The following is a 25,804-nucleotide window of genomic DNA, read 5'->3' as shown; positions in this document are numbered from 1 at the left end:
CTATTGCAGACGTTGCGCCTTGGCGGGATCCCAGGTGGCCAGCACGCGGTCGCCCGGACGGAACGGGTGGACGTCGAAGGTGGCCTCGGGAACATGGGAGAACAGGGCGGTGCCGTCGTCGAGCGTGAGCGAGACGGCGACGTAGGAGCCCTGGTACTCGGTCTGGGTCAGCAGCGCCGGTGCGCCGAACGCGCCGTCAGTGACCGGCTTGATGCCGAGCTGATCGGCGCGCACGGCGATGAGCTTGCCGGCGTCGCTGAGGACGTTGTGGCCGCCGATGAAGCGGGCCACAAATTCGGTGCGGGGATGATGGAAGATGTCGCGGGCCGTGCCCTGCTGCTCGATCCTGCCCTGGTTCATCACCACGATGTGGTCGGCGAGCGCCATTGCCTCTTCCTGGCCGTGGGTGACCTGGATGAAGCTGATGCCGAGCTCGCGCTGCAGCCGCTTCAGCTCGCCGCGCATCCTCACCCGCAGGAACGGATCGAGTGCGGACAGCGGCTCGTCGAGCAGCAGAATCTGCGGCTCGGTGATCAGCGCGCGGGCGAGCGCGACGCGTTGCTGCTGGCCGCCGGAGAGCTGGGCCGGCAGGCGGCCGGCGTAAGGGCTCATCGCCACCAGCTCCAGCAATTCGCCGGCCCGCTTGTGCCGCGTCGCGCGGTCGACGCCGCGCATTTTCAGGGCAAACGCAACATTGTCGAGCACGCTCAGATGCGGAAACAGCGCGTAGGACTGGAACATCATCGCCGTGCCGCGCTTGGCGGGCTCGAGGTCGGTGACGTTCTGCGCGCCCAGGATGATGTCGCCATCGCTGACGGCTTCGTGGCCCGCGATCATCCGCAAAGTCGAGGTTTTTCCGCATCCGGACGGTCCGAGCAGACAGCAATAGGTGCCGGCGGGGATCTTCAGATTGACTGTGTCGACCGCCAGCGTCGTGTCGTAGCGCTTGGTGACGGCGACCAGTTCGAGAGCGGCAGGAGTGGCCATGGTGTGTCCGAAGGAGGGGCGGTGCTCCGCGTCTCTCCGCAAGGTCCGTGCCAACCGCCCTTGGCCGGCCGAATCTTAGAACTGTGCAGTGGAGTCAAATCGTTAGATCGAATCCAGCAGCGCTGCGCGACCTGCCGCGCGGGCGATAGTATGCACACAAAATGGGCGAAGATTGTATAAAGTTTCGCCTGTGATTGGATACAGCTCGTCGATTACCATTCGAGACCGAACGTCGCCGACCAAACCCTCAAACCCAACCCTCGAACGAATGGCCGCCAAATCCCGCCCGAAATCCGATGCGCCCGACGTGAGCGATCGCGTCAGCCGGATCAGGGAAGGCGTGACTGCGGCGATCCTCGAGCATCGCCTGCTACCGGGCACCAAGCTCGGCGAAGACGAGATCGGCGAGATCTATGGCGCCAGCCGCACGCTGGTCCGTACCGCGCTGCAGCAGCTCGCGCATGAGGGCATCGTCAACATCGAGAAGAACCGCGGCGCCTTCGTCGCGCGCCCGACGCCTGCGGATGCCCGCGAGGTGTTCGAAGCGCGCCGCCTGATCGAGCCCACCATCGTCGATCACGCCTGCGAAGCCGTCTCGCCCGCATGGATCAATCGTCTCCAGCAACATCTCGCCGAAGAGCGTGAGGCGGAATTGCGCGGCGACGCGCGCGCGTCAGTTCGGCTCTCTGGCGAATTTCACCGTCTCATCGCCGAGATGAGCGGTCACAGCATCTATCTCGGCTTTCTGAAGGAGCTGATCGCGCGCTCTTCGCTGATCATCCTGCTCTATCGCCGTCACGACACGCCGGCCTGCGGCACCGATCATCATGCGGAGATCGTCACCGCGATCCGCAAGCGCGACAAGCAGGCTGCGCGCTCGCAGATGCTGTCGCATCTGAACGAGATCGAGGCCGAGCTGTTCCTGAAGGATCCCGCCGCCGACGAGCTGCGGCTCGCCGACGTGCTGGGCGCGTAAGCGAACCGCACCGCTCGGCTAGGACAGCGAAGATCCTTCGTTGCGCCTGATGATCTTCAGCACCAGCAGAACAGCGCCAATGACCAGCAGAAGGACACCGATGAACGTCGTGCCGCCGGATTCAAAGGTCACGCCGACCGCGGTCAGCAGGCATCCGATAATGATTGCGAAGAGTCCGCCGAGTTTCTTGATGAGCAGGACGGGACCATCAGTCGTTTGTGCCACCATGTTACGCCTCACCGCTTGCTGCGCGCCTTGGGCTTGAAGCCCACCGCTCGCCCCATTGGTCTCCTGGCGCGCAGATCGCCCGATCGTACGCCTGTCAGCTTCGGTTGCAATCTTGCGTTGTCTGGAGGCTGTGCGCGCTGCTCGATTTTGACGAGAGTTTGATGCAAGCGAGGCAGCCTCGCTTACTCATTTTTCGAAGCGTCCCAAACAAATGCCTCTTGAGATGTATTTCCATTGGAGGCGTATGGCTGAATTGCAAAATCGCCCTATAGTTGCAAATTGACTCTGGTAGGACAGGAGCATCAACTTACCGTCGCGCGGAGAGTTCTGGATCTGTTTCGGCCACAGTCGAATCCGTTCCACGGAGTGGTGCAATGGCGTCGCATTCGGCAGTCGAAGAGCGGGAGCCGGCCTATGTCTCGACCGGCCACCTGCCGGCCCCAGACACTGTGCAGTCGCTGGTCAACGAGGCGCAGCGGCGCTTCAAATCAAATCGCGATGGCGAGAACTCGCAGGTCTATCCTGCGCTTGCCCGGGTGCCGAGCGAGTTGTTCGGCGTCTGCGTGGTCGGCACCGGCGGGCACGTCTATGGCGCCGGCGACGTCGACTACGAATTCTCGATCATGAGCGTGTCGAAGCCGTTCCTGTTCGCGCTGGTCTGTGAGACCATCGGACCCGAGGAAGCGCGCGCGAAGCTCGGCGCCAACGCGACCGGTCTTCCGTTCAATTCGCTTGCCGCAATCGAGCAGGGTAGCGGCCGTACCAATCCGATGGTCAACGCCGGCGCGATCGCGACGACGAGCCTTGCGCCGGGCGCGACTGCCGAAGCGCGGTGGTCATTCATCCACGACGGATTGTCGCGCTTTGCCGGCCGCACGCTGCCGCTCAACGAAGAGGTCTATACGTCGGCGTCGCAGACCAATTTCCGCAACCGCAGCATCGCGCGGCTGCTGGAGAGCTTCGACCGCATCTATTGCGACGCCAAGGAAGCGACCGATCTCTACACACGGCAGTGCTCGCTCAACGTGAGCGCCCGCGATCTCGCTGTGATGGGAGCGACGTTGGCCGATGGCGGCGTCAACCCGGTCACCAAGCAGCGTGTCGTCGATGCCGCGGTCTGCCATTACGCGCTCGCCGTCATGATCACCGCCGGGCTGTATGAGACGTCGGGCGACTGGCTCTACGATATTGGGCTGCCCGGCAAGAGCGGGATCGGCGGCGGCATCGTCGCGGTGTCGCCGGGCAAGGGAGGCTTCGGCACCTTCGCGCCGCCGCTCGACGCGGCCGGCAACAGCGTGCGGGGACAGCTCGCGGCAAAATTCCTGTCGCAGCGGCTGGGGATGGATCTGTTCGTATCGCAACCGGAACAATGAATGCGCAAAAAAGATCGGTGGGCCCGCAGGCCTGACCGATCGCAACGCTAACCAAGCCGGAGGGACGTCATGGTCACGCAGACAATGTCGATCGGCGGCATTCACCAGGAGGAGCGCGCGTCGTGGGTTCCCATGATCGCGATTGCGCTGGGCCAGATGATCATGTCGTTCAATGTCGCTTCACTGCCAGTGGCGATGGGCGGAATGGTCGCGAGTTTCGGTGTGCCGCCAACGACCGTCGCGACGGGCATCGTGGCGTATTCGATGCTGGTTGCGGGTTTTGTGATGCTCGGCGCCAAGCTTGCGCAGCGTTTCGGTGCGTTGCGGGTTTTTCGCGGCGCAGTGGTGCTGTTCTTCATCTCGCAAATCATGATGACCTTCAGTCCGTCGGCTTCCGTCATGATCTCTGCGCAGGCGCTCTGTGGCGCGGCGGGATCGGTGATCGTGCCCTCGCTGGTTGCGCTGATTGCCGAGAATTATGCAGGCAAGCAGCAGGCAACCGCACTTGGTGCGCTTGGTTCGGCGCGCGCAGCCGCCGGCGTTCTGGCCTTCATCATCGGTGGCGTGCTCGGAACTTATATCGGCTGGCGGCCGACGTTCGGCGTTCTGATTGCTGCGTCCGCCATCGCGTTCCTGTTGAGCTTCCGTCTGAAGCCCGATCACGGCCGGCCGGATGTGGAGATCGATCTCGTCGGCGTCGTGCTCGCCGCGAGTGCGATTGTCCTCATCAGTTTCGGCTTCAACAATCTCAACGGATGGGGCCTTGCGGTTGCGACGGCGAATGCGCCGTTCGATCTCGTCGGTCTTTCGCCCGCGCCGGTCATGATCGTGCTCGGAATCGTGCTGGGCCAGGCCTTCCTGATGTGGACGCACCGGCGGCAGGCCGCCGGCAAGACGCCGTTGCTGGCGCTTGCGGTGATCGACTCTCCCGAAGAACGCTGCGCCGTCTATTCGCTGTTTGCGGTGGTGGCGCTCGAGGCCGCCTTGAATTTCACCGTGCCGCTCTACATCCAGATCGTGCAGGGGCGCACGCCGCTCGCGACCGCGATCGCGATGATGCCGTTCAATCTCACCGTCTTCTTCGCGGCAATGCTGATCGTCAATGTCTACGACCGGCTGACACCGCGCCAGATCGGCCGCTACGGCTTCGCCTTCTGCACCGTCGGGCTGGCTTGGCTCGCCTTCGTCGTGCACAACGACTGGAGCGAGGTTCCGGTGCTGTTCGGGCTCGTCCTGTTCGGCATCGGTCAGGGCTCGCTGGTGACGTTGCTGTTCAACGTCCTGGTGACGTCGTCGCCGAAGATACTCGCGGGCGACGTCGGGTCCCTGCGCGGGACGACGCAGAACCTGGCTTCCGCGGTCGGAACGGCGGTGGCCGGTGCGCTGATGGTCGGCCTGCTCAGCACGATCGCGCTCGGCAAGATCACGGCGAGCCCGCTGCTGACGCCGGAACTGCAGGCCCAGGTCGATCTCGACAACATCACTTTCGTCAGCAACGACCGTCTGCTCAGCGTTCTGGAACGCACGAACGGATCGCCGCAACAGGTCGCCGAAGCCGTGCGCGTGAATACCGAAGCGCGGCTGCGTGCGCTGAAGATTGGACTGCTCTTCATGGCGGGCCTCGCACTGATCGCGATCATCCCGGCCGGGCGGCTGCCGGATTATCTGCCGGGTGAGATTCCGAGTGATGAATCGGCTGCAAAGACGTGAGTTCAGAGGGCAGGGGACTTTGTGAAGGAGGGTCCTATGCATGAGATCGATCGCCGCGATGCGCTGCGCACGCTGTTCGGCGGTGTTATCCTGGCGGGCGCAGGAGCAAGCATTTGGTCAGGGGACGCCGAGGCTCTGCCTGAGGCGTCGCCGGCCGATCATTCTGCCTCCGGCGCGCGTGATCCTGCCGGCCAAACCTACGCGCAAGGTGCCGGTCCGTCGTCGGCGTCACCCAACCGCCCATCGCCTCGGCCGCCACACCGCCCACCGCATCGACCACCACATCGACCGCCGCACCGGCCACCGCCGCGGCATCGGAAGCGCCGGCGCTGGGTGTGCTGGTGGCATCGCGGTCGGCGCCATTGCGGCTGGCGCTGGAGATAATCAAGGGAGAAGGTCATGACGACTTACGATCATGGTGCGCCCATGGGCGCGACCGGCCTGCCGCAGCCACGCCGCTGGGTCTGCGTGCTCCTGGGTCTCTTCATGGTGTTCACGGGGCTGATGGTGCTGGGCGATGTTGCCTTCTTTACCGTGATCAGCGCGCTGTTCATCGGCTGGATGGCGATTGCCACCGGCGCCTTCGAGGTCTTCCACGCGTTCTGGACCAAGGGCTGGGGCGGCTTTGTCTGGCAGGTGGTGCTTGGCGTTCTCTACATCGCCTTCGGCATCGTGCTCATCAGCCAGCCGCTGACCGGCGCGCTGCTGCTGACCTATGCGCTTGGCCTTGCACTCCTGATCTCCGGAATAGTCCGCATCCTGATCGGCATCGGCCGCTGGCAGCAGGGCGGCGGCATCATGTTGGCGTCCGGACTGTTCGGCGTGCTCGCCGGTCTGATCATTCTCACCGGTTTTCCGATGACAGGGCTCTGGGTGTTGGGCATGCTGCTCGGCATTGATCTGTTGTCGCACGGCATCGGCTGGCTGACCATTGCCTGGCGGCCTGTCGGAGCCGCCGCGTAGCGGCACCTCAGCGCGGAGATCGAACATGTCGGGATTGAGTATGCGGGCCGGCCTCGCGGCGCTGCTCGCAATGATTGTCTGTAGCGCATCGCCTGCGGCCGGCCAGCAGGACGCGACCGTCCTGTTCCGCAACGTCAGGATCTTTGACGGTAGGAACGCGACGCTCTCGGCCGCATCCAATGTCCTCGTCAGGGACGGCAAGATCGAGAAGATCTCGACCACGGACATCACCGCGACCAGCCAGATCATCGCCGGCGGCGGCCGTGTGCTGATGCCGGGGCTGATCGATGCGCATTGGCACGCCATGCTGGTGCGCCCGACGCCGATGGCGGCTCTTGCAGGCGATATCGGCTACAACAATCTGCTCGCCGCCAGCGAGGCGACCGCAACGCTGATGCGCGGCTTCACCACCATACGCGACATGGGTGGGCCGACCTTTGGCCTGAAGCAGGCCATCGACGAGGACCTCGTTGCCGGTCCGCGCATTTATCCGTCCGGCGCCATCATCACCATCACCGGCGGTCACGGCGACTTCCGCCAGCTCTCCGATCTGCCGCGCACCATCGGCGGCATGCTCAGCCGCATGGAGCGGATCGGCGGCAGCATGGTTGCCGACAGTCCCGACGAAGTGCGCGTGCGCGCCCGCGAGCAGCTGATGCAGGGGGCCTCGCAGGTCAAGCTCACCGCGGGCGGCGGCGTCGCATCCCCGTTCAGCCCGCTCGACGTCTCCACCTTCACCGAGCCCGAGCTGCGCGCCGCCGTCGAGGCCGCCGACAATTGGGGCACCTACGTCGCCACGCACGCCTATACGCCGGTCGCGATCCAGCGCTCCATCGCCGCCGGTGTGAAATGTATCGAGCACGGTCACCTCATGGACGAGGCGAGCGCAAAGCTGATGGCGGAGAAGGGGATCTGGCTGAGCACACAGCCGTTCCTGGATATGTCGGCCGGCGCCGGGCTCGGGCCTTCGGAGCAGGACAAGTTGCGGCAGGTCGTTGCCGGCACCGACCGTGTCTATGAGTTGGCAAAGAAATACCACCTCAAGACCGCTTTCGGCACCGACGTCCTGTTCTCGCAGGCGCTGGCGGAGAAGCAGGGCTCGATGCTGGCCGCGCTGACGCGGTGGTACACGCCGGCCGAAGCGCTGGTGATGGCGACGTCGACCAACGCCGAACTGCTGAGCCTGTCGGGCCTGCGCAATCCCTATCCCGGCAAGCTCGGCGTGGTCGAGGAGGGCGCGCTCGCCGATCTCCTGCTGGTCGATGGCAATCCGCTTGACGACATCACCCTCGTTGCGGATCCCGCGAAGAGTTTTGTGGTGATCATGAAGGACGGCAAGGTCTACAAGAACATCCTGCCGCGCTGACGAAGGCGCGCGTCGTTTGCACCTCGAAGGGCTGTCTTAAAGTCTCAAAAAAGTTGCGGCCAGCCATTGGGGGATGGCTGGCCGCGCGCGAACCGGTCTGGGACGGGGAGGGGTGGGGATGTGACCGGGTCGCGTAACTCGTTGTCTCGTTCCTACTGATCTAACTACTGGTCTCTTGCGCTGGCGGTGGAGACCGCCGGCTTGGTATCGCCGAGCGAAACCCAGACATTGGGATCGGCCTGCGACTGGCGCTTGACGAAGCGGTAGCCGGTCTCCGTCCAGGCAACGACGCTCTCGTTCTGATTGTCGAGAACGAACTCGCCCTTGTCGGTCTTCACCGTCAGCACCGCGTGTCCTTCGCCCTTCTTGTCGCGCACGACGGTGATGAGCAGGGCCTCACGCGGCCAACCGGCATCAATCAGCATCTTGCGCTTCAACAGCACGTAGTCTTCACAGTCGCCGTAACCGTCGGTCGGCAGCGACCACTTCTCGATCACGCCCCAGTGCTCCTGGTCGGTCAAAGGCTTGATGGTCTCGTTGACCCAGCGATTGACCTTGGTCAGATCGCGCCACGCGGTCTGCGACATCACGATGTCGCGCGGCTGCGTCGGCCCGCCCTGACACTGAGCGGCATTCTCTGCACAAAACTCGACCCAGCCGATCGGCGCACGCGTGGTGTCGCCGAGGCTCGCGTAGAGCAGACGGCTTTCACCGGCCTGCGCTGCAGCGCTGATCCCGAAGAGCATGGCAGCAAGTGCCAGTGCCTTCCCCCGTCCCCTGAAGTCCAACATTGCGGCCCCCGTTTCTTGTTGGGACCACATTTCGCATGGAGCTTTTGAGTTGCCGCTAAGTCGACCAAGTCAAGTCGAGACGAATGCAAGTAAAAGGCGAGGTGAATTCGATCTATACTTGAAGAAAATTCGAGTAAAATTTGAGAATACTGCAATTGATTCAAATTTTAGGGATTAACGCGGAAACGCTGGCGGAGCCGATGTTTCAGCGCGCGAACAGGCTGCGCGTTAACGCGCAAATGGTCACCGCCGCGCGCGAAAAAGGCGGCGTCCGGATCACGGAAGCCGCCTTTGAGGCCTGGAAAACAGCGGTTTTGGGGAGCTCTCGCTTTACCGCGCGGTAACGCTCTCTTCGAGTGTCTCGATCGGCTGCGAGTGCAGGAACTCCAGCGCGAAGCCGTCTTCGAGGTTTCGGACCACGCGGCCCTGGACCCGGCCGAGCATCACCGTCGATTTCAGCGGCGGGCGGTTCTCGGCGGCGATGGCCGCGCCGGACAGCGAGAGGTCGATGATGCGGCAGGTCATCTTGGTGCCGTCCTCGAGCGTCAGCACCGCGATCGGGTTGCGCGGCACGATACGGTCGTGGCGGCGATCTTCCGGCAGGTTGAGAATGTCGCGGTTGGCAAGCCAGGTCAGCTGGGCGGCGAGCTTGTCGCGCTTGCGCGGCGTCGCGCCGACCGTCATGGCAAAACCGTTGTCGATGATCCGGGTGATCTTGCCTTCGACGCGGCCGATATGGTCGAGATAGGCGACCACGCGGTCGCCGACATTGCCGATGCCGGGCGCCAGCAGCGCCAGCCCGCCGGGCGACATGTTGATCACCTGGCAGGGGAATTCACGGCGATCCGGCAGCATGTAACGGCCGAGCAGGTGCACCTTCACCCGCTGGAAACGCCGACGTTCCTCGGCGGCCGGAAGAAATTTTTTGTTCGCCAACGCCATTTTCACTACCCGACCCCCCGCCCGGGCGGAGTCCGGCACGACCCTAAGGTGCATAGGGTTAATGCCGCGTTATGATTTGGCGCGACGAATACGCACCGACACAATGCATTCGAAAAGCCACATCAAGGGCGGGCAGGCCAATACCGTCAGCGCGCCGAGGTCGAGCGCGACCGCCGCCGTCCCCGCCGATTTGGCCAGCCGCCCGGCCACCGCCGGCCCCAGCATCATCGCGGCATAGAAGAGGGTGTAAAACACGCCCATCCCGATCGCCCGGGTCTCCGGCACGAGCACGCGGGCGGCCAGGCTCATGATCGGGCCGGCCGGATGGCCGCCGATCAGGCCGATCAGGACCAGAATCGTGATGACGGCGTCGGACCGGCTCAACCAGGCCAGCAGAGCGGCCACCAGGAGGCTGGCGGTGATCACCAATATAAAGGGGTGCTTGAAACGATCGGCGAGGTATCCGCCGGCCGGCACCGAAACCACCGACAGCCACATCACGACGCTGATCGCCGAGCCTGCCGCGGCGATGCTCCAGCCGCGTTCGGCGAGCAAGGCGGGGCCGAACGAGAAGATCATGGCGAAGCCGACATTAAAGAGGCCCCAGATCAGGCCCGCGACGATCACTGCGAGCAGCGCGAGCGGATCGAGACGCGCAGAGCCGGCGGCGCTGACCGTTGCGCCCGGTGGCGGCTGATAGAACATGATCAGCGCAACACCGATCGCGCTCAGCGCACCCGTCGCGGCGAATACGGCGCCCGCGCCATAGGCGGTGCCGATCGCCGGCAGCACCAGCAGCGAGATCGCAACGCCCGCCGGCCAGGAGTTGACGAAGATCGCCATCGCGGTGGCGATCTCCTTCCCCGCGAACCAGTCGGTGCCCATCTTGGTGAGCTGCACCGTCAGCAGCACACCACCGGCGCCGGAGATCAGCCGGCCTGCCATCTGCAGGGCCCAGATCTCGGTGGTGGCCATCACCAGGCTGCCGGCCGTCATCAGCAGCAGCGCGGCGATCGTGGTCGGTTTGTCGCCGAGGGTGCGGCCGATCGCGCCGCCCGGCAGCGCCAGCACGACACCCGGCGTGAAATAGAGCCCGATCAGGATGCCGATGTCGGCGAGCCCGACACCGAATGTCTTGCTGAGCAGCGGCGCGACGGCGGCCACGCTCTGGAACTGGAACGCGATGGTGAGGCGAACGACGAACAGGATCGCAAGAATGGTCCAGCGATTGCGCAATGCCTGATCTCCCCCGCCCGCTGATCGAGCGTGCGGTGGGGAGGGACGAGAGTCAACCGACAGTCGTCCTCGCCGCGCGCTGATACAGCAAAAGCAGCAGCATCAGCAGCACTGCGGCCGATAGTCCCAGCGACCAGTGAATGCCGATCGCGGCACCAAAGACGCCGACGGTGATGCCGCTGAACGCCCTCATGCCAAGTCCCGCCATATTATAGAGGCCGACGACGCGGCCGCGGATATCGGCCGGCGCATTCAACTGCACCAGCGCCTGCGCCATGGTGTTGAACGATAGCTCGAAGAAGCCGGCAAAGAACAGCAGCACGATCGCGACCGGATAGATCCGCACCGCGGCGAAGCCGAGCAGCGCGACGCTCCACAGCGTTGCCAGCAGGATCGCGGTGCGCGGCGTGCCTTTCAACCGTCCCCAGGATTCCAGCGCGATGCCGGCGAGCAGCGCGCCGGCGGCATCGGCCGCGAGCAGCACGCTGTAGGAGACGCCGGGATCGCCATGGCCGAGATCGCCGGCAAAGCCCGGCATCTGCGCGTGATAGGCGTTGCCGATCATGAAGGAGGTGAGGCCGGCGAGCCATGTCATGGCGGTGAGCACCGGCTGGGTGCCGATGGCGCGCATTGTCAGCAGGATGTCAGCAAAGCCGCGCACGGCGAAACGCCGCACGGCCATGCTGCTGTCGCGCACCGGCGCCCAGAACAGCCACAGCAGCATCGGCAGATAGAACAGCGTGTTGAAGATGATGCCGTGCGAGGTGCCGAGCGTCAGCATGATGAGCCCGCCCACCGCAGGCCCGACCAGGATGCCGAGATAGCGCGCCATCGCGTTCAGCCGCACCGCGCTCGGAAGGTCGGCAGGACCCACGAGATCGTAGAGCAGCAGCTGGTTCGGCGTTTGCCACAGCACGCCGGCGCAACCATGGATCACCAGCAGCAGCATCGCGTGCCACATCTGGATGGTGTCGGTGATGAAGAAGAAGCCCCAGCCGGCCGAGGCCACGATGAACAGCAGCATGCCGCACTGGATGATGCGGCGCGGATCGAACCGGTCGGCGAGCCCGCCGACCACGACCGAGAACAGCAGGAACGGCAGCCAGTGCGACAGCACCGCAAAACCGCCCAGCGTCGGCGAGTGGAATTTCTGGAACACCACCCAGTAGCTGATCACATGCTCGATATTGTCCGCCATCATCGCCAGCACGTAAGCGATGAACTGGAGTCGATAGGGCACGGACTTCATCGCCGCGAACGAGCCGGACGCAGCCACGGGATTTTGGGGGAGGGGGTTCAAGGGAGCACCTGGATGGGGACTGCTCGGGCCTTACACGTTCGACGGCGGGCGCTCAAGACACTTGGATGTGCTCAGGCATCTGCCATGCACTGTCGCCACACACACCGCCGTCATCCTGAGGTGCGAGCGAAGCGAGCCTCGAAGGATGAGCCGCAAGCGCTCGCGGCCCATCCTTCGAGGCTCGCCTTGCTTCGCAAGACGAGCACCTCAGGATGACGGCGGAGTTTGTCGCGGCGATGTAGCCAGGAGACTACGCAAGCGACTTCACATACACCCCATACGGCACGCCCAGAATATCCGGCGCCTCGCGAACCCAGACAAATCCCATCCGCAGATACATCGGCAGCGCGACCGTCATGATCGGCGTCGTATGCAGCGCGATGACACCCGACTGGTCGCGCTCCGCGCGGCGCAGGCATTCTTCCGTCAGTTGCCGGCCGATGCCCTTGCCGCGTACGGAGGGGTCGACCACCAGCATGCGGATGATCGGCCAGGCCGGCTCGAAGAAGGCCGGCTTCGGCGCCTTCGGGCCGACATAGGCCACGGCGTCGACGATCTGGCCGTCATGTTCGGCGACGATGATCTCGCCGGTTCTCGCGAGCGTCGGCATTTTTGCGACATTGGTGTTGAACAACGGCCAGTCGGAATAGTGCTGCTCGAACTCGGCGAATGCGGCGAGCGCGACGCGTATGATCGCTTCGGCATCGTCGTCGCGATAATCACGCAGCATCGGCGTTGTCCCCGAACTATCGCACCTTGGCACGACCGCGCATCTCACATACGCTTCGCCCCACGCCCGCACCCATCAATCATAACAGACGGGCCCCGAGGAAACAGCCATGGAACAGATCCGCGTCTGCACCCACGCCGGACCGGGCTCGGAGCCCGTGATCAAGACCGTGCCGTGGCCGAAGGTCGGCCGCAAGGGTGCGCTGATCAAGATCGGCGCGTGCGGCGTCTGCGGCACGGATTTGCATATCCTGAAAGGCCATTGGCCGAAGCCGCTGCCCTGGCCGTTCACGCTTGGCCATGAGATCGGCGGCGTCATCGTCGAATGCGGTGACGAGTTCACCGAGGATTTCATGAGCAAGCCGCTCAAGGTCGGATCGAAGGTGATGATCCCGCCGCTGATGCCCTGCGGCAAATGCTATTACTGCATCCACTATCCGCAGACCGCCAACAAATGCCTGACGCCGGTCTATTACGGCCGCTATCTCGGCTTCGACAAGGCGCCGCACATGTGGGGCGGCTGGGCCGAATATGTCTATGTCGATCTCGACATGCTTCCGGGCACCAAGATCTACAAGCTGCCCGACGACATGTCGCTGCGCCTTGGCGCGCTGTCGGAGCCGCTGACCTCCTGCATCCGCGCCTTCAACCGCGCGACCCGCGCCGGCGGGTTCACCTGGGCCGACACGGTGGTGATCCAGGGCTCCGGCCCGATCGGCATTTTGGCGGTCGCGGCGGCACGCGAGATGGGAGCAGGGCGCGTCATCTGCGTCGGCGCGCCGGAAGAGCCGCGCCTCAAGCTGGCGCGCGAGTTCGGCGCGGAAGCGACGGTCAATATCGAGGAGATCAAATCACCGCAGGAGCGCATCGCGCGCGTGCGCGAGATCGTCGGCGGCTTTGGTGCTGATCTGGTGATGGATTGCTCGGGCCACCCGACCGCGGGGCCCGAGGGCATCGAGATGCTGCGCGACGGCGGCACCTATGTCGAGATGGGCCAGTTCACCGACGCCGGCTCGATCGAGACCTCCTGGCACCGCATCTGCACCAAGGACCTCAACGTGCTGGGATCCTGGGGCTTCACCGGCAACGATCTGCCGCTCGGCGTCGACATGCTCTATCGCACCCGCGACAAATATCCCTGGCTGAAGATGCAGACGATCTATCCGTTCACGGAGGAGGGCGTCTCGCAAGCCGTGAAGGACGCGATGGCGATGAAGACGGTGAAATCGACCATCGTGCCGTGGCCGGACTTGGTGGAGTAGACGATGTCGTCCATTCCGCGCGATCTCGCGGCATTTTTGGTCGAAGCCAAGCGGCGCACCTATGCAGGCCTCGATGACGACGCGACCGTGGCCGCGCCGCTGCTCGCCGGCTCAAAGCAGCTCGAGCACCGTGCGCTGCCTTACGCTTATCGCGATATCTATTTCGGGATGGGATTTTTCGTCGGCCAGGAGACCGTGTCGCGCGACGATCGCGTCATCTGGTCGATGAGCTACAGCGGAGGCGTCGGCGCAGAGATCAAGGAGCGGGACAGTTTTCTCGCCGTCTACAAATCCCTGCGCCAGGCGCTGCTGGGCGTCAGCGTCGAGGAGCCCGTTCGAGGACCGCGCCGGTTTGAGCAGGCGGGCATGATCTATCGCAACGAGGCCGAGGGCGCGCTCGATCGCTTCCATGGCATCGAGACGATCGCGCGGCATGATGGCGCATCGCTTTACGAACTGCGGTATAGTGGCGGCTTGTTGCGATGAATCTGGAGATCCACGCCGAGATCTAAATCAGGGCAGGGCAACTGCCCCAAAAGTTCCACAGGGAATCCGCGACTTATTCACGTCGCGGTGAAACTTAGGCCAAGGTTCCGGCTTTCAGTTCGCGGGAGAGTTATTGTGAAGCGAATCCTGAAGCCCATCACCTACATCCTGGCTGCCATCTACTTTCTGGTGGATGCGATGTTCATGGCCGTGGCGCGGCCGATCTCGCGCTGGCTTTCGCGGCATTTCGAATTCAAGCGGCTGCGCGCCTGGATCAAGTCGCTGCCGCCTTATCCGTCGCTCGCGCTGTTCTCCGTGCCCGTGATCATCCTGGAGCCGATCAAGCCGGTGGCGGCGTACCTCGTCGCGACCGGGCAGTTCCTGAGCGGTGTTGCGGCGTTCATCGGTTGCGAGCTGCTCAAGCTCGTGCTGGTCGAGCGCCTGTTCCACCTCACGCGCGACAAGCTGATGCGAATTCCGGCGTTCGCCTGGGTCTACGGGAAGTTTTCCGAGATGAAGGCATGGCTGCAGGCGACCGAGGCCTGGCGCGCCATCCGCGCCTTGAGCCGTGCGGCAAAAGATTTTGTGGTGCGGACCAAGGCAAGGCTGGCCGGCGGTGTCAGCAGGCTGGTGGCCTCAAGGGATTAGCACCGCACTTGCTACGCGAGCTTGCGCGCTGCCGCGGTGGCCTTGTCGCCTGTGTTCGGCGTGCCCGAGGGCTCAATGAGCATCAGGTGAACCTCCTCGCGGGCCACCGGGCGGTGTTCGACACCCTTGGGCACCACATAGAGCTCGCCCGGTCCGAGCGTCACGGTGCGGTCCCGCAACTCGATGTCGAGCGTGCCCTTCAGCACGAGAAAGAAATCGTCGGTGTCGTCGTGCTTGTGCCAGGTGAACTCTCCCTTCACCTTCACCACCATCACGTCGCAATCGTTGAAGGTCGTGACCGTGCGCGGCGACCAGAAATCTTGAAAGGTCGCGAGCTTGTCGGCAAGCGATATGCTGTCGGCCATATTTCACCCCATGAGTCTCGTGAGCCCCGATTTGGGATCGGATGACCGATATGGCAAGCCCGGCATCCATCCGCGTGACAGCGGCGGAGCGACGGGCATCGGCCGCGGTCCTCTCGTTCATGCGCGTGACACGTGAGCAGAGACGCACTGCCAACGTCCGTCCCGGAACTGCCAATCGTCCGTGTACCGGCCTGCACCTTCGCTGCCGTCCGGCTTACGATAGCTGGTGCGCGCGTGAATGATGGCAAAGTCGCCGAGCACGCGGATGATCACGTCGTGCTCGCGAATGTCGCGTACCGTCGAGCCGCGGCCGATCTGCACCAGGAATGCCGACCGGTCGATCAGTGTGCCGTCCGGGTTGGTGTTGCGAAAGTCAACGGCGAGATTGGCGTCGAACCAGGCGACATCGGCCTCGTCAACGGCGCGGACATAGTTGCGATTGAGATCCGCCAAAGCGGCCTCGGCTGTCTTGTTGTCGGGCATCTGTGTTCACCTCTTCGCATGCTCGCATCGATTGCCGCGATTGTCCGGAGCCTAGCGCAATGGGCCGATCTGATGGTTCGGTGTCGACCGAAGGATGCTCACTCGGCCACAGCATTTAGTCCTGGTCGTGGCTGCACGCGGTTGTCACGTCGCTTACCGTTACGCCCACCACTTTCGTGCCCTCCAGCTCACGGACGATACGTTGATCCGGCCCCACAATGCCGAGATCGAACTCGTGCTCCGGCGTGACCAAAATCATGCGCTGGCCGATGATCACGAGCACCGTCATGTCGTTGTGCTCGCCTTCGACGGCCCAGGTGCGGATATCGGTGGCGTAAGGCTCCTTGCGCCAGGCGTTGGGAGAGCCCGGGTCGCAGCGGATCTCGACGCCGTCGTCCGACGTGGTCACGACCAGCTTCGAGCGGCTCGGCTTCCAGCGCTCGTCGAGGAGCTCGTTGACGAGCCAGAGGCAGGCGAATTCCTTACATTCGGCAGGCCGGTCGGCGTAGATCGCGCAACCGCGGCCGGGCTTGCAGTGCGCGCACCAGCTGCCGGCCGGCTTGGCGAGCGCCTCGATCGCCATGACCTTGCAGCAGAGCGTGCAGTCGCCGCACTGACGTTCGCCCGCCGAGGTCATTCATGCATCCCTGGTACGCCCGACCGCGCGCAATCTAGGCGAGATGACCGCAAAAATCCGCCGTTCCGGCCCAAAAGTGCGCTGAAGGGGCTAAAGCGCGCCAAAAATGCGGGGCTGAGCATCCCGGCCGTGTTCACCCTGTCGCCAATGCCATGCATCAAAGCCATGGTGATTTGGCCGCTTCTGGCGTAAAGAGCGTCCAAATCAAAATCATCATGGGTGTGACCGGGCCTTCTGCAGTGACTGTAGCGTCGGGCCCCTCGGCTTTCCGTTCCGCGCCCCCGGACCAACCAAGGTTTTCCATTCCGTGTCCTTTCCGGCCCTGACCCCGCCGCTCGCCCGTGCCTTGGCTGAGCGCAATTACGATTCCCCGACCCCCGTTCAGCTCGCCGTGCTCGGCGAGGATGCGGTCGACCGCGACCTCCTGGTGTCGGCCCAGACCGGCTCGGGCAAGACCGTCGCTTACGGTTTGGCCATGGCCAAGGATTTGCTCGATGGTGCCGAGCAGTTCGAGCAGGCCGGAGCACCTCTGGCCTTGATCGTCGCGCCGACCCGCGAGCTCGCCTTGCAGGTCCAGCGCGAGCTGACATGGCTCTATGCGCAAGCGCGCGCGCGCGTCGTCTCCTGCGTCGGCGGCATGGACCCGCGCCGCGAGCAGCGCGAGCTTGCCGCCGGCGCCCACATCGTCGTCGGCACGCCCGGCCGCCTGTGCGATCATTTGCGTCGCGGCCGGCTCGACATCTCGGAATTGAAGGTCGTCGTTCTCGACGAGGCCGACGAGATGCTCAATCTCGGCTTTCGCGAGGACATGGAGTTCATCCTCGAGACCACGCCGGAGACGCGCCGCACGCTGCTGTTCTCGGCGACGTTCCCGCGCGGCATCGTGGCACTGGCAAAACAGTACCAGCAGGACGCGTTCCGGATCGAGGTCGCCGGCGACGAGGGCGGTCACGCCGACATCGAGTATCGCGCCATCCGCGTCGCTCCCGGCGATGTCGAGCATGCGGCCGTCAACGTGCTGCGCTTCTACGAGGCGCCGAGCGCGCTGGTGTTCTGCAACACGCGCGATGCCGTCAGGCACTTGCAGGCGGCGCTGCTGGAGCGCGGTTTCTCCGTGGTCGCTCTGTCAGGCGAGTTGACGCAGAACGAGCGCACTCTGGCGCTCCAGTCGCTCCGGGACGGGCGCGCCCGCGTTTGCGTCGCGACCGACGTTGCCGCCCGCGGTATCGATCTGCCGAGCCTCGACCTCGTCATTCATGCCGACCTGCCGAACGACCCCGAGGTGATGCAGCATCGCTCCGGCCGAACCGGGCGCGCGGGCCGCAAGGGGACAAGCGTCCTCCTGGTGCCGCCCGCGCGACGGCGTCGCGCGGAGCTGCTGCTCAATCTCTCGGGCACCGATGCGGTCTGGGGCACGGCGCCGCAGGCGGATGAGATCCGCAAGCTCGATCATGAGCGCATGAAGGACGTCTTGTTCACCGAAGAGACGACCGCCGACGATCTGGAGCTGGCGAAGGCCCTGCTGGCCGAGCGGTCGGCCGAGGATATCGCCGCAGCGCTGGCGCGGCTCTATCGGGCGCGACTGCCGTCGCCTGAAGACATCATCGATCCCGGTGAGCGAAGCAGCCGGCCGCGCGATGAGCGTCATCGTGACGATCGCACATCGCGCGACGATCGAAGGCCGCGTGACGACGACCGGTCCGAGAGGCCTCGCGCCAAATCGGGGAAAAAGCATGTGATGGCGGAGCCCACGGTCTGGTTCCGCGCTGCCATCGGCCGCCGCAAGAATGCGGAAGCGCGCTGGCTGTTGCCGATGATCTGCCGCCGTGGCGGCATCGACAAGCGCGACATCGGCGCGATCAAGATCTCGGACACCACCACCGAGTTCGAGATCTCCGAGCGTGTCGCCGAGTCCTTCGCCGCCAAGGTCAAGCGTCCGGACAAGGAAGACAGCATCCGCATCGAGCCGATGACGGGCGCGCCGCAAGAGCAGGCGCCTGCGGAGAAGCGCTCACGCGCTCCGCAGCGCGATGAAGGGGACGACGATCATGTTGTCCGCCGCAGTGACGATCCCTGGAATGCGAAGGGGCCGAAGCCTCACGACAGGCCGCGCGGAAAGCCGGAAGCCAGGCACCAGGGTAAGCCGCAGGCCAAGCCCCACGGTAAGCCTCACGACGGCGACAAATTCGGCAAGCCGGCGTTTGGGAAGAAGAACAAGAAATTCGGAAACAAATCGGGTGACGCCAAATATGCGCCGTCCGTCACCGAATGGCCGGGTGCTGCCGGGAAGAAGAACAAGAAGAAGCACCGCGGCTGAGCGGCCGACCGTCAGCGCAGACAGCGATGATGCCGCCGGGTTGCGCCGGCGACATCATCTGAAAAGCAAAGTGTGAGCTCAGCGACCTCCGCCACCACCACCACCACCACCACCGCCTCCGCCGCCACCGCCACCGCCGCCGCCACCACCGCCACCGCCGCCGCCACCACCGCCTCCGCCGGCGTTATTCATCGCGGAGCTGTAACGCGAATCGATCTGCTTCATGTAGGTCGGCGACGTATCGCGGTTGCGGCGGGTGATGGGGGGCGGTGCAGGGGGCTGCGGTTGGAGGTTGATGACGCCGCAGCTTTCGAAGAAGGGAACGTCGCAGCGATAGGTGCGGAGCTGCAGCGCGTTGGCGCTGGTTGCGGTGAACGCGGTCGTCGCCGCGAGTGCAATCAACGCCACGCCAGGCAATGTGAGTTTCATGGGAGTTCTCCAGCCTCTGTTCGGCGAGACCGGAAGGGCTCGCACAGGTCTTCGACGACGGCTGGTGGAAATCGGTTCGGGGATCGGCTTCACGCCCGCGTGAGGCCGACTGCGCGGAGGGGGCGGCTATTGGGCGAGCTCGCGTAGCATGTAGGTCGCGCCCGCGCCGTAGGACGAGAGTTTGTCGCGCAGCGCCGCATCCGGCACGACGCCTCGGAAGCCGAGATGCTCCCACAGCGGTCGCGTGGTGTAGACCGAGACCAGCGCAAACGTCGTGATGCCTGATGATCGCGCGAGCTGTTCGATCTCCGCGACATAAGCGCGCGTCGTGCCGCCGCGGAAGTCGGGCAGCACGGCGACATCGTGCACATAGAGACAGTCTGCAGCATCGGGCAATCGCTCGAGGAATCCGTCGAGCGGTGGAATCTGTTGCTGCATCCAGGGATGCGCGAGGCCGTAGCCTGCGATCTCGTCGCCTGCAGCGAGCACGCAACAGCCATCCGGATAAAGCCGCATCTTTTCCGCGAACACGTCCGGGCGCTCGGGGAGATCGGGATGAATGCGCGCTGCGATCGCGCTGATCGCGGCGAGGTCGCCGGCGTGCGCGCGGCGCCAGTGCGGCTTGCTCATCTTGCTTGTTCCGTATCAACCATCGCGATTTATTCCGCCGCGCTGATGTGCGCAGCCAAAAATATCTTTGCTGCCGTCTCAGGAATATGAGTTGTCGCGCGGCGTCCTACCTCGTGCAAGCCAATTGCATGACAGGAGAGACCATGACGACATCCTCGATCCGCCTCGCGCTGACGCTCGCCGCAACGCTCGCGATGACCTCGGCCGCCTTCGCGGCGCCGCCGACCAAGACCGGCAAGACCGACAAGGGCAACGTGCTCACCGACGCCAAGGGCATGTCGCTCTACACCTTCGACAAGGACATGGACGGCAAGTCGGCCTGCAACGGCCCGTGTGCGACAAACTGGCCGGCGCTGAAGGCCGAGGCCAGCGACGCCGCCGGCGACGGCTATACCATCATCACCCGCGACGATGGCTCCAAGCAGTGGGCCCACAAGGGCAAGCCGCTCTACACCTTCGCCAAGGACACCAAGCCCGGTGATGTCACCGGCGACGGCTTCCTGAACGGTGCCTGGCATCTGGCGATGCCGTAAGCGATCTCACGCGCGGGGCGGGTTGTACCATGCAGCCTGTCCTCGCATCGCGGGTTTTACGCAGGCGGCGCCGGCACCAGACCGTAGCGCAGCATCGTCTCTTTCATCCTTGTGGGATTGGGTGGCGCGCCGGCCGACAGCAGCGCGGCCATCTCCGCAAAATATTGCGGGCCCAATACCCCGGGACTCAAGATGCACAGGCAGGTCGCCGGCTCCGTGGAGCGGTTGGTAAAGCCGTGCACGATGCCGCGCTTGATGAAGACCGATTCTCCGGGGGCAACGTTGTTCTGCTTGCCGTCGATCGTCCAGGTCGAGACGCCGGACAGCCCGTAGATCGTTTCGTCCCAGCGATCGTGATAATGCGGGATCGGCATCCGCGCATTCGGCTGCAACGTCATTTCGAAGATGTCGACGCTGCCGCCGGTGTCATCCTTGCTGTGCAGGAAGCGGAGCGCGAGCGCGCCGAAATTGATGATGTCGGACATGGTTCTTCGTCCAGGTGAGGGGGCTGCATCGAAGCTGCGGCGCTCGCTCACGTCGAAACGAAAGCTACCGCAGCCCCTCATACACCATCAGCCCGCGTGCGATCTGCAATTTTCGGATCGCGCGCGGCAACAATTTCTCCGGCTGGTGCAGATAGCGCCAGGAGGTGACGGTGAACGGGCCGAGCGCGCCGCATTCGTCGTCGAACGGCGCGAGCACGCCGGTGACGCTGACCGGCGTGTGCGGGCGAGCGTTGAAAGGTAGCAGCAGCAGTTCGAGATGGGCCTTGCTGCCGTCCTCGCGCGTAGCCGTGAGACCGGCGATGGCACCTAACGTCTCGTCGGCGACGATGGTGGTGATTTCCTCGATCTCGCGGCGGCTGGCCTCGGTGAACATCGCCGCAAAGCTCTGGTCCTTGAGATCGCAGCCTGCGAGCGCACAGACACGGGTGCCGGCAACGCGGAAGGGGAAGCCGAGCTTCGGCTCGCAGGACAGGACGAAGATGTCGCCGAGCAATTCTCGCACGGCGGCGGGATCGATATCGGCTCGGTCAGGCGCTCGCGCGCCGCCGCGCTTCTTGTCCCAATACGCGAAGAACGCGCGGCTCGATGGATGTTTCATGACTGACGCTCACCCCTCGGCGCAACCTCATGGGACAAATCTGTCCCGCTTCAGTGCACCTGAGATCCCTGTGTTGTTGTGCAGGAGGGGAATTGCAGCGTCCATGCCGTGGGAGCGTTTTTGGCCTCGTGCGGGCCGTCTTTGCGTCGTTAACGTTAAATTAACTATGCGCTTTCGCTCGGCCGCGCGGCTGCTAAGGTCATCGCGGTCGCAAGCTTCGCCGCTTTCTTCCAGGTTCTCGGCGAGGCCTGTACACGGGCGTCAAACAGTTTGGTCACTGGCCGCGGGGAGGGGTGGGGATACGCCTTGTTCCTCTGCAGTGTCAGGAAGATCGACACGGACAGGCAGGGCATTCCCAGGGCCCTGCCTTTTCCTTTTGTGCACTTGCGCAAGGCCGGTAAAGGCGACTATCTCCAAGTTTCTTGCTTCGATCGCGCCTGAAAGCGAACCGCCTTGGATTCCCCGCTAGAACCACCGTCAGACCAGCCGGTCGTCGCCGAAGAGGCCCCGCGCGAGCCGATCCTGACGCTGCCCTGGCCGCTGACGGCCTATGTCGTCCTGCTGGCGGTGATCCATCTGCGGGTGTTGCTGCCGCCGGAGCTGGAGAACTGGACCATCGACGTGTTCGGCTTCATCCCGAAGCGCTACGATTCCTCGCTGGTCAATTTGCAGTTTGAGGGCGGCGCCGGTGCCAAGGTCTGGACCTTCGTCACCTATTCGCTGCTGCATGCCAATCTCACCCATCTCGCCTTCAACGTGCTGTGGCTGCTGCCGTTCGGCAGTGCGCTGGCGCGGCGCTTTGGCGCGGTGCGCTTCTTCGTGTTCCTGGCGGTGACGGCGGCTGCCGGCGCGCTCGCCCATCTCGTCACCCATGAGCACGCGGTGGTGCCGATGATCGGCGCCTCAGCCTCGGTGTCGGGCGCGATGGCGGCGGCGATCCGGTTTGCCTTTGTGCGTGGCAGCTTCCTGTCGTTCAGCCGTTCGGACGCCGATACCGCCGCCAAGGTTCCGGCACTGCCGCTGTTGCAGGCACTGCGCGACCGGCGGATCGTCGGCTTCCTGAGCGTTTGGTTCGTGATGAACATCGTCTTTGGCGTCGGCGCCATCGGTGTCGAAAGCGACAGCGCGGGTGTCGCTTGGGAAGCGCATATCGGTGGCTTCTTCGCTGGGCTGTTGCTGTTCGCGCTGTTCGATCCCGTGCCGCGCGTGCGAAACGATGATGCTGCGGATGCGTCATCACAGGACATTTCGGACGGTATTTGACGCGGCGCTTGCGGCGCGGCCCGAATTCATCCATCATTCGCTGGAAGAATGTTCCGAAGCAGCAAGCTCATAGAAGCTGCGCTTCGCAAAGCGCCTGAACGTGAAACCGGCGCCGAAACTGTTAGTTGAAGACTCGCGAACAAGTCCAAACCGCGCCAAGCGGACGGATTCGATTCAGGGAGGCGACAATGACAATACGTTCCATTCTCAATACCAAGGGCCACCAGATCATGAGCGTCGAGCCCGACGCGACGCTGGCTGCCGCGGTCAAGCTGCTTGCCGAGAAGAAGATCGGCGCGGTGCTGGTGATGAACCAGAGCCGGCTCGAGGGCATCCTGTCGGAGCGCGATATCGTTCGTGTGCTTGGCGAGCGCGGTGCGGGTGTGCTGGAAGAGCCGGTGTCTCAGGTCATGACCCGAAAGGTCGTCACCTGCAAGGAGACCGACACGGTTGCCGAACTCATGGAGATGATGACCACCGGCAAGTTCCGCCATCTGCCCGTCGTCGAAAACGGCAAGGTGGTCGGGCTGATCTCGATCGGCGACATCGTCAAGCGCCGGGTCCAGGAATACGAGTCCGAGCAGGAAGCCCTGCGCGACTACATCAAGACGGCCTGAGCGGGCTTAGGCGCCGCGGGCTTACTCGATCGCTTTGGGCGCGGTGCCTTCGGGCGCCGGCGCCAGCACGTCGATCGTCTCCTGAATCGACTCCAGCGCGCGTTCGGCGGCGCGGGTACCGTGCGCGATCAGCTCCTCGGCACGATGGAAGTCGAACCAGCCGAATTGGCCGACTCGTGGCGTGATCAGGAGGTCCGGCGGATCGCCGGCAAGCCGCGCGCGGGTGATGCGGTCCTGCATGATGTTGAAGGCGTCGATCATCACCGAGGAGATGCCGGGACGTCCGGCGCTGCCGAAGAACTCGCGCTTGACGGTTTTCTCCGCCGAGAAGAAGCGCGGAAAGCGCCGTTTGGCCGGGGCCTCCTCGGTCACTTGGGCGACCGGCGCGGGCACCGCACCGTGCTGGTAGATCGTCGTCGAATGGGTGAAGACGTCGGTGGACAGATTGACGGCGATGACGATTTCGGCGCCGAGCGCCCGCGCCGCCGAAACCGGCACCGGGTTCACTAGCGCGCCGTCGACCAGCCAGCGGTCGCCGATCATCACCGGCGAGAAGATGCCGGGCAGCGCATAGGAGGCGCGCATCGCCTCGACCAGGCGTCCCCGAGTCAGCCAGATCTCGTGGCCGGTGCGGACCTCGGTCGCGACGCTCGCGAACTTGACCGGAAGGTCTTCGATCAGGGTTGGGCCGACCGCCTTCTCAAGCCGGATGGCGAGCTTCTCGCCTCCGATCAGGCCGGAGCCGTCGAGACGGATGTCGAGATAGCCGAGGATGTTGCGCATGCCTTGCAGGCTGCGACCCCACTCTTCGAGCGTATCGAGGCGGCCGGCCGCATGGAGGCCGCCGACCACCGCGCCGATCGAGGTGCCGACCACGACATCGGGTACGATGCCGTTGGCCAGCAGCGTCCTCATGATACCGATATGGGCAAAACCGCGCGCCGCGCCGCCGCCCAGCGCCAGGCCAATGACGGGCCGGCGGATGCTGCCGAGGCCGACTTTTTCTCCGTTCGCGCCGTTCACGCCGCGACCTCTCAAGATTTCCAGCACCGAAACTCTCCTACTCCGGGCCGTCCTCACTCCAGAGTAGGCGCCGCGCTTCCGCTTCGCCAGAAAGACGGCAAAGCTTGGTTTATAGCGTTTGGGACGCAGGGGCCAGGAGTGTGGCGGGGGCCGGTTGCCTCTGATGTAATCACGCAGGCGTCAACCGGGTTCCAAAGAATGCCTTGAGGCCGTAGTTCTTGGGGTTTCAGAGGCTTGAATTTGCCGCGTTTTCGGTGAAAAGCAGAGAGCATGACTCTCGGGGGTGACGGCATCATCGGATGGCGGCGCGGCGGCAGGCTGCTGCCGGCGCTTGTCCTTGCCGCGTGCCTTGTCGTTCTCGGCCAGACTGCCGCCCAAGCGCAGCTTTTTTCGGATCGGCCGCCGCCGGTACCTCCGGCTTCGGTGCCCGATCCCGGCGGGGCCGTCAGCCTGGCGCCGCCCTCCGGTCCAGGCGCCGGTCCCCCGCCGAGCCTGCCGCCGACCCTGACACAGCCGAATACGCCCAGCATGCCGCCGCCCGCGGTGACGAGCGTTCCGCCGGCAGCCCCCCTCAATGCGGCCGCACCCGGACAGGCCGTGCTGTCGCTGAGCGCCAAATACGGCAAGGACACGCCGGCGATCAGCAGCGGCCTGGTGTGGCGGGTGTTCGCCGATCGTCCCGACGAGAACGGCACCTTCAAGCTGATCCGCGAGGATCGCAGTGCGACGCCCAACATCGTGCTGCCGCCGGGCAATTATGTCGTGCACGTCGCCTTCGGCCTCGTCAGCGCGGTGCGCACCGTCAGCCTGAAGGCAGAGACCGATCGCGAATCCTTCGTGCTGCCGGCCGGCGGCCTGCGCATCGAGGGCCGCGTCGGCACCAGCCGCATTCCGCTGAACCAGATCTCGTTCGCGATCTACAAAGGCAGCCAGTTCGAGTCCGGCGAGCGTGCCTCGCTGGTGCCGAACGTCGCCGCCGGCGACGTGGTGCTGCTGCCGGAGGGCACCTACTACATCATCTCCAACTATGGCGACGCCAACTCGGTAGTGCGCTCGGATATCCGCGTCCAGGCCGGCAAGTTGACCGACGTCACCATCACCCACCGCGCCGCCGTGATCACTCTCAAGCTCGTCAGCGACAAGGGCGGTGAGGCGCTCGCCAACACCGCCTGGTCGGTGCTGACCCCGGGTGGCGACGTCATCAAGGAATCGATCGGCGCCTTCCCGCGCGTCGTGCTCTCCGAAGGCGAGTACCGCGCCATCGCCAAGAACGAGGGCAAGGTCTACGAGCGCGGTTTCAACGTCGTCAACGGCGTCGACGGCGAAGTCGAAGTCGTCGCGCGCTAACCTTGCTCGTGTCCCGGACGCGGTGCGGCACGAAGTGACGCTCCGCAGAGCCGGGACCC

At 64.5% G+C, this 25,804-nt stretch carries 29 protein-coding genes; 14 read left to right on the top strand and 15 right to left on the bottom strand.

Annotation, left to right across the window (positions count from 1 at the left end; genetic code table 11):
• On the bottom strand, positions 1-987 hold the full coding sequence (locus tag NLM32_RS29925; RefSeq protein ID WP_254132353.1) for an ABC transporter ATP-binding protein: 987 nt from the start codon (positions 985-987) through the stop codon (positions 1-3).
• A gap of 268 nt (positions 988-1,255) precedes the next feature.
• Between NLM32_RS29925 and NLM32_RS29920 the strand changes: the two genes are divergently transcribed.
• Entirely contained in the window at positions 1,256-1,963 is a 708-nt protein-coding gene (locus tag NLM32_RS29920) for a GntR family transcriptional regulator (protein ID WP_254132352.1), read from the top strand.
• An 18-nt stretch (positions 1,964-1,981) separates the two neighbouring features.
• Here NLM32_RS29920 and NLM32_RS29915 read toward each other — a convergent pair whose 3' ends face one another.
• Positions 1,982-2,191 carry a hypothetical protein gene (locus NLM32_RS29915; protein WP_254132351.1) on the bottom strand — a complete coding sequence of 70 codons (210 nt, stop codon included), beginning with the start codon at positions 2,189-2,191 and terminating at the stop codon, positions 1,982-1,984.
• A 374-nt stretch (positions 2,192-2,565) separates the two neighbouring features.
• Here NLM32_RS29915 and glsA point away from each other — a divergent pair, with 374 nt between their 5' ends.
• From glsA to NLM32_RS29895, 4 genes are all read left to right on the top strand, one after another.
• A complete protein-coding gene (gene glsA, locus NLM32_RS29910; protein WP_254132350.1) occupies positions 2,566-3,564 on the top strand; it encodes a glutaminase A in 999 nt (332 codons plus the stop codon).
• A gap of 69 nt (positions 3,565-3,633) precedes the next feature.
• Complete coding sequence (locus tag NLM32_RS29905; RefSeq protein ID WP_254132349.1) at positions 3,634-5,274, top strand: MFS transporter; 1,641 nt, start codon at positions 3,634-3,636, stop codon at positions 5,272-5,274.
• A gap of 399 nt (positions 5,275-5,673) precedes the next feature.
• Positions 5,674-6,237, top strand: a complete 564-nt coding sequence (locus tag NLM32_RS29900; RefSeq protein ID WP_254132348.1) for an HdeD family acid-resistance protein — start codon at positions 5,674-5,676, stop codon at positions 6,235-6,237.
• 25 nt (positions 6,238-6,262) lie between these two features.
• Complete coding sequence (locus tag NLM32_RS29895; RefSeq protein WP_254132347.1) at positions 6,263-7,603, top strand: amidohydrolase family protein; 1,341 nt, start codon at positions 6,263-6,265, stop codon at positions 7,601-7,603.
• Positions 7,604-7,767: 164 nt separating this feature from the next.
• Here the strand turns inward: NLM32_RS29895 and NLM32_RS29890 are convergent, their stop codons facing one another.
• Entirely contained in the window at positions 7,768-8,394 is a 627-nt protein-coding gene (locus NLM32_RS29890; protein ID WP_254132346.1) for a transglutaminase-like cysteine peptidase, read from the bottom strand.
• 140 nt (positions 8,395-8,534) lie between these two features.
• Between NLM32_RS29890 and NLM32_RS29885 the strand changes: the two genes are divergently transcribed.
• A complete protein-coding gene (locus NLM32_RS29885) occupies positions 8,535-8,738 on the top strand; it encodes a hypothetical protein (RefSeq protein ID WP_254132345.1) in 204 nt (67 codons plus the stop codon).
• On the opposite strand, the gene NLM32_RS29880 is transcribed toward NLM32_RS29885, so the two are convergent.
• The 4 genes from NLM32_RS29880 to NLM32_RS29865 all read right to left on the bottom strand — a co-directional run bounded on the left by NLM32_RS29880 (position 8,725) and on the right by NLM32_RS29865 (position 12,602).
• Positions 8,725-9,336: a PilZ domain-containing protein gene (locus NLM32_RS29880; protein WP_212331855.1), complete on the bottom strand. Its 612-nt coding sequence runs from the start codon at positions 9,334-9,336 to the stop codon at positions 8,725-8,727. The two genes, NLM32_RS29885 and NLM32_RS29880, sit on opposite strands and share 14 nt — an antisense overlap.
• A gap of 69 nt (positions 9,337-9,405) precedes the next feature.
• Positions 9,406-10,572: a CynX/NimT family MFS transporter gene (locus NLM32_RS29875; RefSeq protein WP_254132344.1), complete on the bottom strand. Its 1,167-nt coding sequence runs from the start codon at positions 10,570-10,572 to the stop codon at positions 9,406-9,408.
• A gap of 52 nt (positions 10,573-10,624) precedes the next feature.
• Positions 10,625-11,872 carry an MFS transporter gene (locus NLM32_RS29870; RefSeq protein ID WP_256568304.1) on the bottom strand — a complete coding sequence of 416 codons (1,248 nt, stop codon included), beginning with the start codon at positions 11,870-11,872 and terminating at the stop codon, positions 10,625-10,627.
• 250 nt (positions 11,873-12,122) lie between these two features.
• A complete protein-coding gene (locus NLM32_RS29865; protein WP_254132343.1) occupies positions 12,123-12,602 on the bottom strand; it encodes a GNAT family N-acetyltransferase in 480 nt (159 codons plus the stop codon).
• Between the two features lie 109 nt (positions 12,603-12,711).
• Between NLM32_RS29865 and NLM32_RS29860 the strand changes: the two genes are divergently transcribed.
• The 3 genes from NLM32_RS29860 to NLM32_RS29850 all read left to right on the top strand — a co-directional run bounded on the left by NLM32_RS29860 (position 12,712) and on the right by NLM32_RS29850 (position 14,997).
• The gene (locus tag NLM32_RS29860) at positions 12,712-13,863 is read left to right on the top strand and encodes a zinc-binding dehydrogenase (RefSeq protein WP_254132342.1); all 1,152 of its coding nucleotides are present in this window, start codon (positions 12,712-12,714) and stop codon (positions 13,861-13,863) included.
• A gap of 3 nt (positions 13,864-13,866) precedes the next feature.
• Positions 13,867-14,349 (top strand): DUF5680 domain-containing protein, encoded by a 483-nt coding sequence (locus NLM32_RS29855; RefSeq protein ID WP_254132341.1) that lies wholly within the window; start codon positions 13,867-13,869, stop codon positions 14,347-14,349.
• A gap of 135 nt (positions 14,350-14,484) precedes the next feature.
• Complete coding sequence (locus tag NLM32_RS29850) at positions 14,485-14,997, top strand: hypothetical protein (RefSeq protein ID WP_254132340.1); 513 nt, start codon at positions 14,485-14,487, stop codon at positions 14,995-14,997.
• Between the two features lie 11 nt (positions 14,998-15,008).
• Here the strand turns inward: NLM32_RS29850 and NLM32_RS29845 are convergent, their stop codons facing one another.
• From NLM32_RS29845 to NLM32_RS29835, 3 genes are all read right to left on the bottom strand, one after another.
• Complete coding sequence (locus tag NLM32_RS29845) at positions 15,009-15,362, bottom strand: cupin domain-containing protein (protein WP_254132339.1); 354 nt, start codon at positions 15,360-15,362, stop codon at positions 15,009-15,011.
• Positions 15,363-15,479: 117 nt separating this feature from the next.
• Positions 15,480-15,845: a nuclear transport factor 2 family protein gene (locus tag NLM32_RS29840; RefSeq protein WP_254132338.1), complete on the bottom strand. Its 366-nt coding sequence runs from the start codon at positions 15,843-15,845 to the stop codon at positions 15,480-15,482.
• Between the two features lie 115 nt (positions 15,846-15,960).
• The gene (locus NLM32_RS29835) at positions 15,961-16,482 is read right to left on the bottom strand and encodes a hypothetical protein (protein ID WP_254132337.1); all 522 of its coding nucleotides are present in this window, start codon (positions 16,480-16,482) and stop codon (positions 15,961-15,963) included.
• Positions 16,483-16,789: 307 nt separating this feature from the next.
• On the opposite strand from NLM32_RS29835, the gene NLM32_RS29830 reads away from it, so the two are divergent.
• Positions 16,790-18,799 carry a DEAD/DEAH box helicase gene (locus NLM32_RS29830; protein ID WP_254132336.1) on the top strand — a complete coding sequence of 670 codons (2,010 nt, stop codon included), beginning with the start codon at positions 16,790-16,792 and terminating at the stop codon, positions 18,797-18,799.
• A 78-nt stretch (positions 18,800-18,877) separates the two neighbouring features.
• On the opposite strand, the gene NLM32_RS29825 is transcribed toward NLM32_RS29830, so the two are convergent.
• Positions 18,878-19,228 carry a hypothetical protein gene (locus NLM32_RS29825; protein ID WP_254132335.1) on the bottom strand — a complete coding sequence of 117 codons (351 nt, stop codon included), beginning with the start codon at positions 19,226-19,228 and terminating at the stop codon, positions 18,878-18,880.
• 126 nt (positions 19,229-19,354) lie between these two features.
• Positions 19,355-19,858 (bottom strand): GNAT family N-acetyltransferase, encoded by a 504-nt coding sequence (locus NLM32_RS29820; RefSeq protein ID WP_254132334.1) that lies wholly within the window; start codon positions 19,856-19,858, stop codon positions 19,355-19,357.
• A 143-nt stretch (positions 19,859-20,001) separates the two neighbouring features.
• Here NLM32_RS29820 and NLM32_RS29815 point away from each other — a divergent pair, with 143 nt between their 5' ends.
• Positions 20,002-20,391 (top strand): hypothetical protein, encoded by a 390-nt coding sequence (locus tag NLM32_RS29815; protein ID WP_254132333.1) that lies wholly within the window; start codon positions 20,002-20,004, stop codon positions 20,389-20,391.
• Between the two features lie 56 nt (positions 20,392-20,447).
• Here NLM32_RS29815 and NLM32_RS29810 read toward each other — a convergent pair whose 3' ends face one another.
• Complete coding sequence (locus NLM32_RS29810) at positions 20,448-20,876, bottom strand: cupin domain-containing protein (protein ID WP_254132332.1); 429 nt, start codon at positions 20,874-20,876, stop codon at positions 20,448-20,450.
• A 64-nt stretch (positions 20,877-20,940) separates the two neighbouring features.
• Positions 20,941-21,495, bottom strand: coding sequence for a PAS domain-containing protein (locus tag NLM32_RS29805; protein WP_254132331.1), 555 nt, complete (start codon positions 21,493-21,495; stop codon positions 20,941-20,943).
• Positions 21,496-21,948: 453 nt separating this feature from the next.
• On the opposite strand from NLM32_RS29805, the gene NLM32_RS29800 reads away from it, so the two are divergent.
• Both NLM32_RS29800 and NLM32_RS29795 read left to right on the top strand, forming a co-directional pair.
• On the top strand, positions 21,949-22,758 hold the full coding sequence (locus NLM32_RS29800) for a rhomboid family intramembrane serine protease (RefSeq protein WP_254132330.1): 810 nt from the start codon (positions 21,949-21,951) through the stop codon (positions 22,756-22,758).
• A 188-nt stretch (positions 22,759-22,946) separates the two neighbouring features.
• Positions 22,947-23,375 carry a CBS domain-containing protein gene (locus tag NLM32_RS29795; protein WP_254132329.1) on the top strand — a complete coding sequence of 143 codons (429 nt, stop codon included), beginning with the start codon at positions 22,947-22,949 and terminating at the stop codon, positions 23,373-23,375.
• Between the two features lie 21 nt (positions 23,376-23,396).
• On the opposite strand, the gene NLM32_RS29790 is transcribed toward NLM32_RS29795, so the two are convergent.
• Positions 23,397-24,425: a patatin-like phospholipase family protein gene (locus NLM32_RS29790; protein ID WP_254132328.1), complete on the bottom strand. Its 1,029-nt coding sequence runs from the start codon at positions 24,423-24,425 to the stop codon at positions 23,397-23,399.
• A 243-nt stretch (positions 24,426-24,668) separates the two neighbouring features.
• On the opposite strand from NLM32_RS29790, the gene NLM32_RS29785 reads away from it, so the two are divergent.
• A complete protein-coding gene (locus NLM32_RS29785) occupies positions 24,669-25,745 on the top strand; it encodes a hypothetical protein (RefSeq protein ID WP_254132327.1) in 1,077 nt (358 codons plus the stop codon).
• The last annotated feature ends 59 nt before the right edge of the window (positions 25,746-25,804 follow it).

This window comes from Bradyrhizobium sp. CCGUVB14 (assembly GCF_024199935.1).
Classification (GTDB): Bacteria; Pseudomonadota; Alphaproteobacteria; order Rhizobiales; family Xanthobacteraceae; genus Bradyrhizobium.
The sequence above is the reverse complement of the archived record's forward strand: the minus strand, read 5'-3'. Positions and strand labels throughout refer to the sequence as shown.

What these genes read in the sequence shown, in the direction of transcription:
- NLM32_RS29865 (WP_254132343.1), bottom strand. Translation starts at nt 12,602, where the DNA reads ATGCTGCGTGATTATCGCGACGACGATGCCGAAGCGATCATACGCGTC.
- NLM32_RS29895 (WP_254132347.1), top strand. Translation starts at nt 6,263, where the DNA reads ATGTCGGGATTGAGTATGCGGGCCGGCCTCGCGGCGCTGCTCGCAATG.
- NLM32_RS29860 (WP_254132342.1), top strand. Translation starts at nt 12,712, where the DNA reads ATGGAACAGATCCGCGTCTGCACCCACGCCGGACCGGGCTCGGAGCCC.
- NLM32_RS29920 (WP_254132352.1), top strand. Translation starts at nt 1,256, where the DNA reads ATGGCCGCCAAATCCCGCCCGAAATCCGATGCGCCCGACGTGAGCGAT.
- NLM32_RS29795 (WP_254132329.1), top strand. Translation starts at nt 22,947, where the DNA reads ATGACAATACGTTCCATTCTCAATACCAAGGGCCACCAGATCATGAGC.
- NLM32_RS29925 (WP_254132353.1), bottom strand. Translation starts at nt 987, where the DNA reads ATGGCCACTCCTGCCGCTCTCGAACTGGTCGCCGTCACCAAGCGCTAC.
- NLM32_RS29825 (WP_254132335.1), bottom strand. Translation starts at nt 19,228, where the DNA reads ATGAAACTCACATTGCCTGGCGTGGCGTTGATTGCACTCGCGGCGACG.
- NLM32_RS29815 (WP_254132333.1), top strand. Translation starts at nt 20,002, where the DNA reads ATGACGACATCCTCGATCCGCCTCGCGCTGACGCTCGCCGCAACGCTC.
- NLM32_RS29840 (WP_254132338.1), bottom strand. Translation starts at nt 15,845, where the DNA reads ATGCCCGACAACAAGACAGCCGAGGCCGCTTTGGCGGATCTCAATCGC.
- NLM32_RS29880 (WP_212331855.1), bottom strand. Translation starts at nt 9,336, where the DNA reads ATGGCGTTGGCGAACAAAAAATTTCTTCCGGCCGCCGAGGAACGTCGG.
- NLM32_RS29835 (WP_254132337.1), bottom strand. Translation starts at nt 16,482, where the DNA reads ATGACCTCGGCGGGCGAACGTCAGTGCGGCGACTGCACGCTCTGCTGC.
- NLM32_RS29855 (WP_254132341.1), top strand. Translation starts at nt 13,867, where the DNA reads ATGTCGTCCATTCCGCGCGATCTCGCGGCATTTTTGGTCGAAGCCAAG.
- NLM32_RS29890 (WP_254132346.1), bottom strand. Translation starts at nt 8,394, where the DNA reads ATGTTGGACTTCAGGGGACGGGGGAAGGCACTGGCACTTGCTGCCATG.
- NLM32_RS29900 (WP_254132348.1), top strand. Translation starts at nt 5,674, where the DNA reads ATGACGACTTACGATCATGGTGCGCCCATGGGCGCGACCGGCCTGCCG.
- NLM32_RS29805 (WP_254132331.1), bottom strand. Translation starts at nt 21,495, where the DNA reads ATGAAACATCCATCGAGCCGCGCGTTCTTCGCGTATTGGGACAAGAAG.
- NLM32_RS29905 (WP_254132349.1), top strand. Translation starts at nt 3,634, where the DNA reads ATGGTCACGCAGACAATGTCGATCGGCGGCATTCACCAGGAGGAGCGC.
- glsA (WP_254132350.1), top strand. Translation starts at nt 2,566, where the DNA reads ATGGCGTCGCATTCGGCAGTCGAAGAGCGGGAGCCGGCCTATGTCTCG.
- NLM32_RS29810 (WP_254132332.1), bottom strand. Translation starts at nt 20,876, where the DNA reads ATGTCCGACATCATCAATTTCGGCGCGCTCGCGCTCCGCTTCCTGCAC.
- NLM32_RS29915 (WP_254132351.1), bottom strand. Translation starts at nt 2,191, where the DNA reads ATGGTGGCACAAACGACTGATGGTCCCGTCCTGCTCATCAAGAAACTC.
- NLM32_RS29845 (WP_254132339.1), bottom strand. Translation starts at nt 15,362, where the DNA reads ATGGCCGACAGCATATCGCTTGCCGACAAGCTCGCGACCTTTCAAGAT.
- NLM32_RS29785 (WP_254132327.1), top strand. Translation starts at nt 24,669, where the DNA reads ATGACTCTCGGGGGTGACGGCATCATCGGATGGCGGCGCGGCGGCAGG.
- NLM32_RS29820 (WP_254132334.1), bottom strand. Translation starts at nt 19,858, where the DNA reads ATGAGCAAGCCGCACTGGCGCCGCGCGCACGCCGGCGACCTCGCCGCG.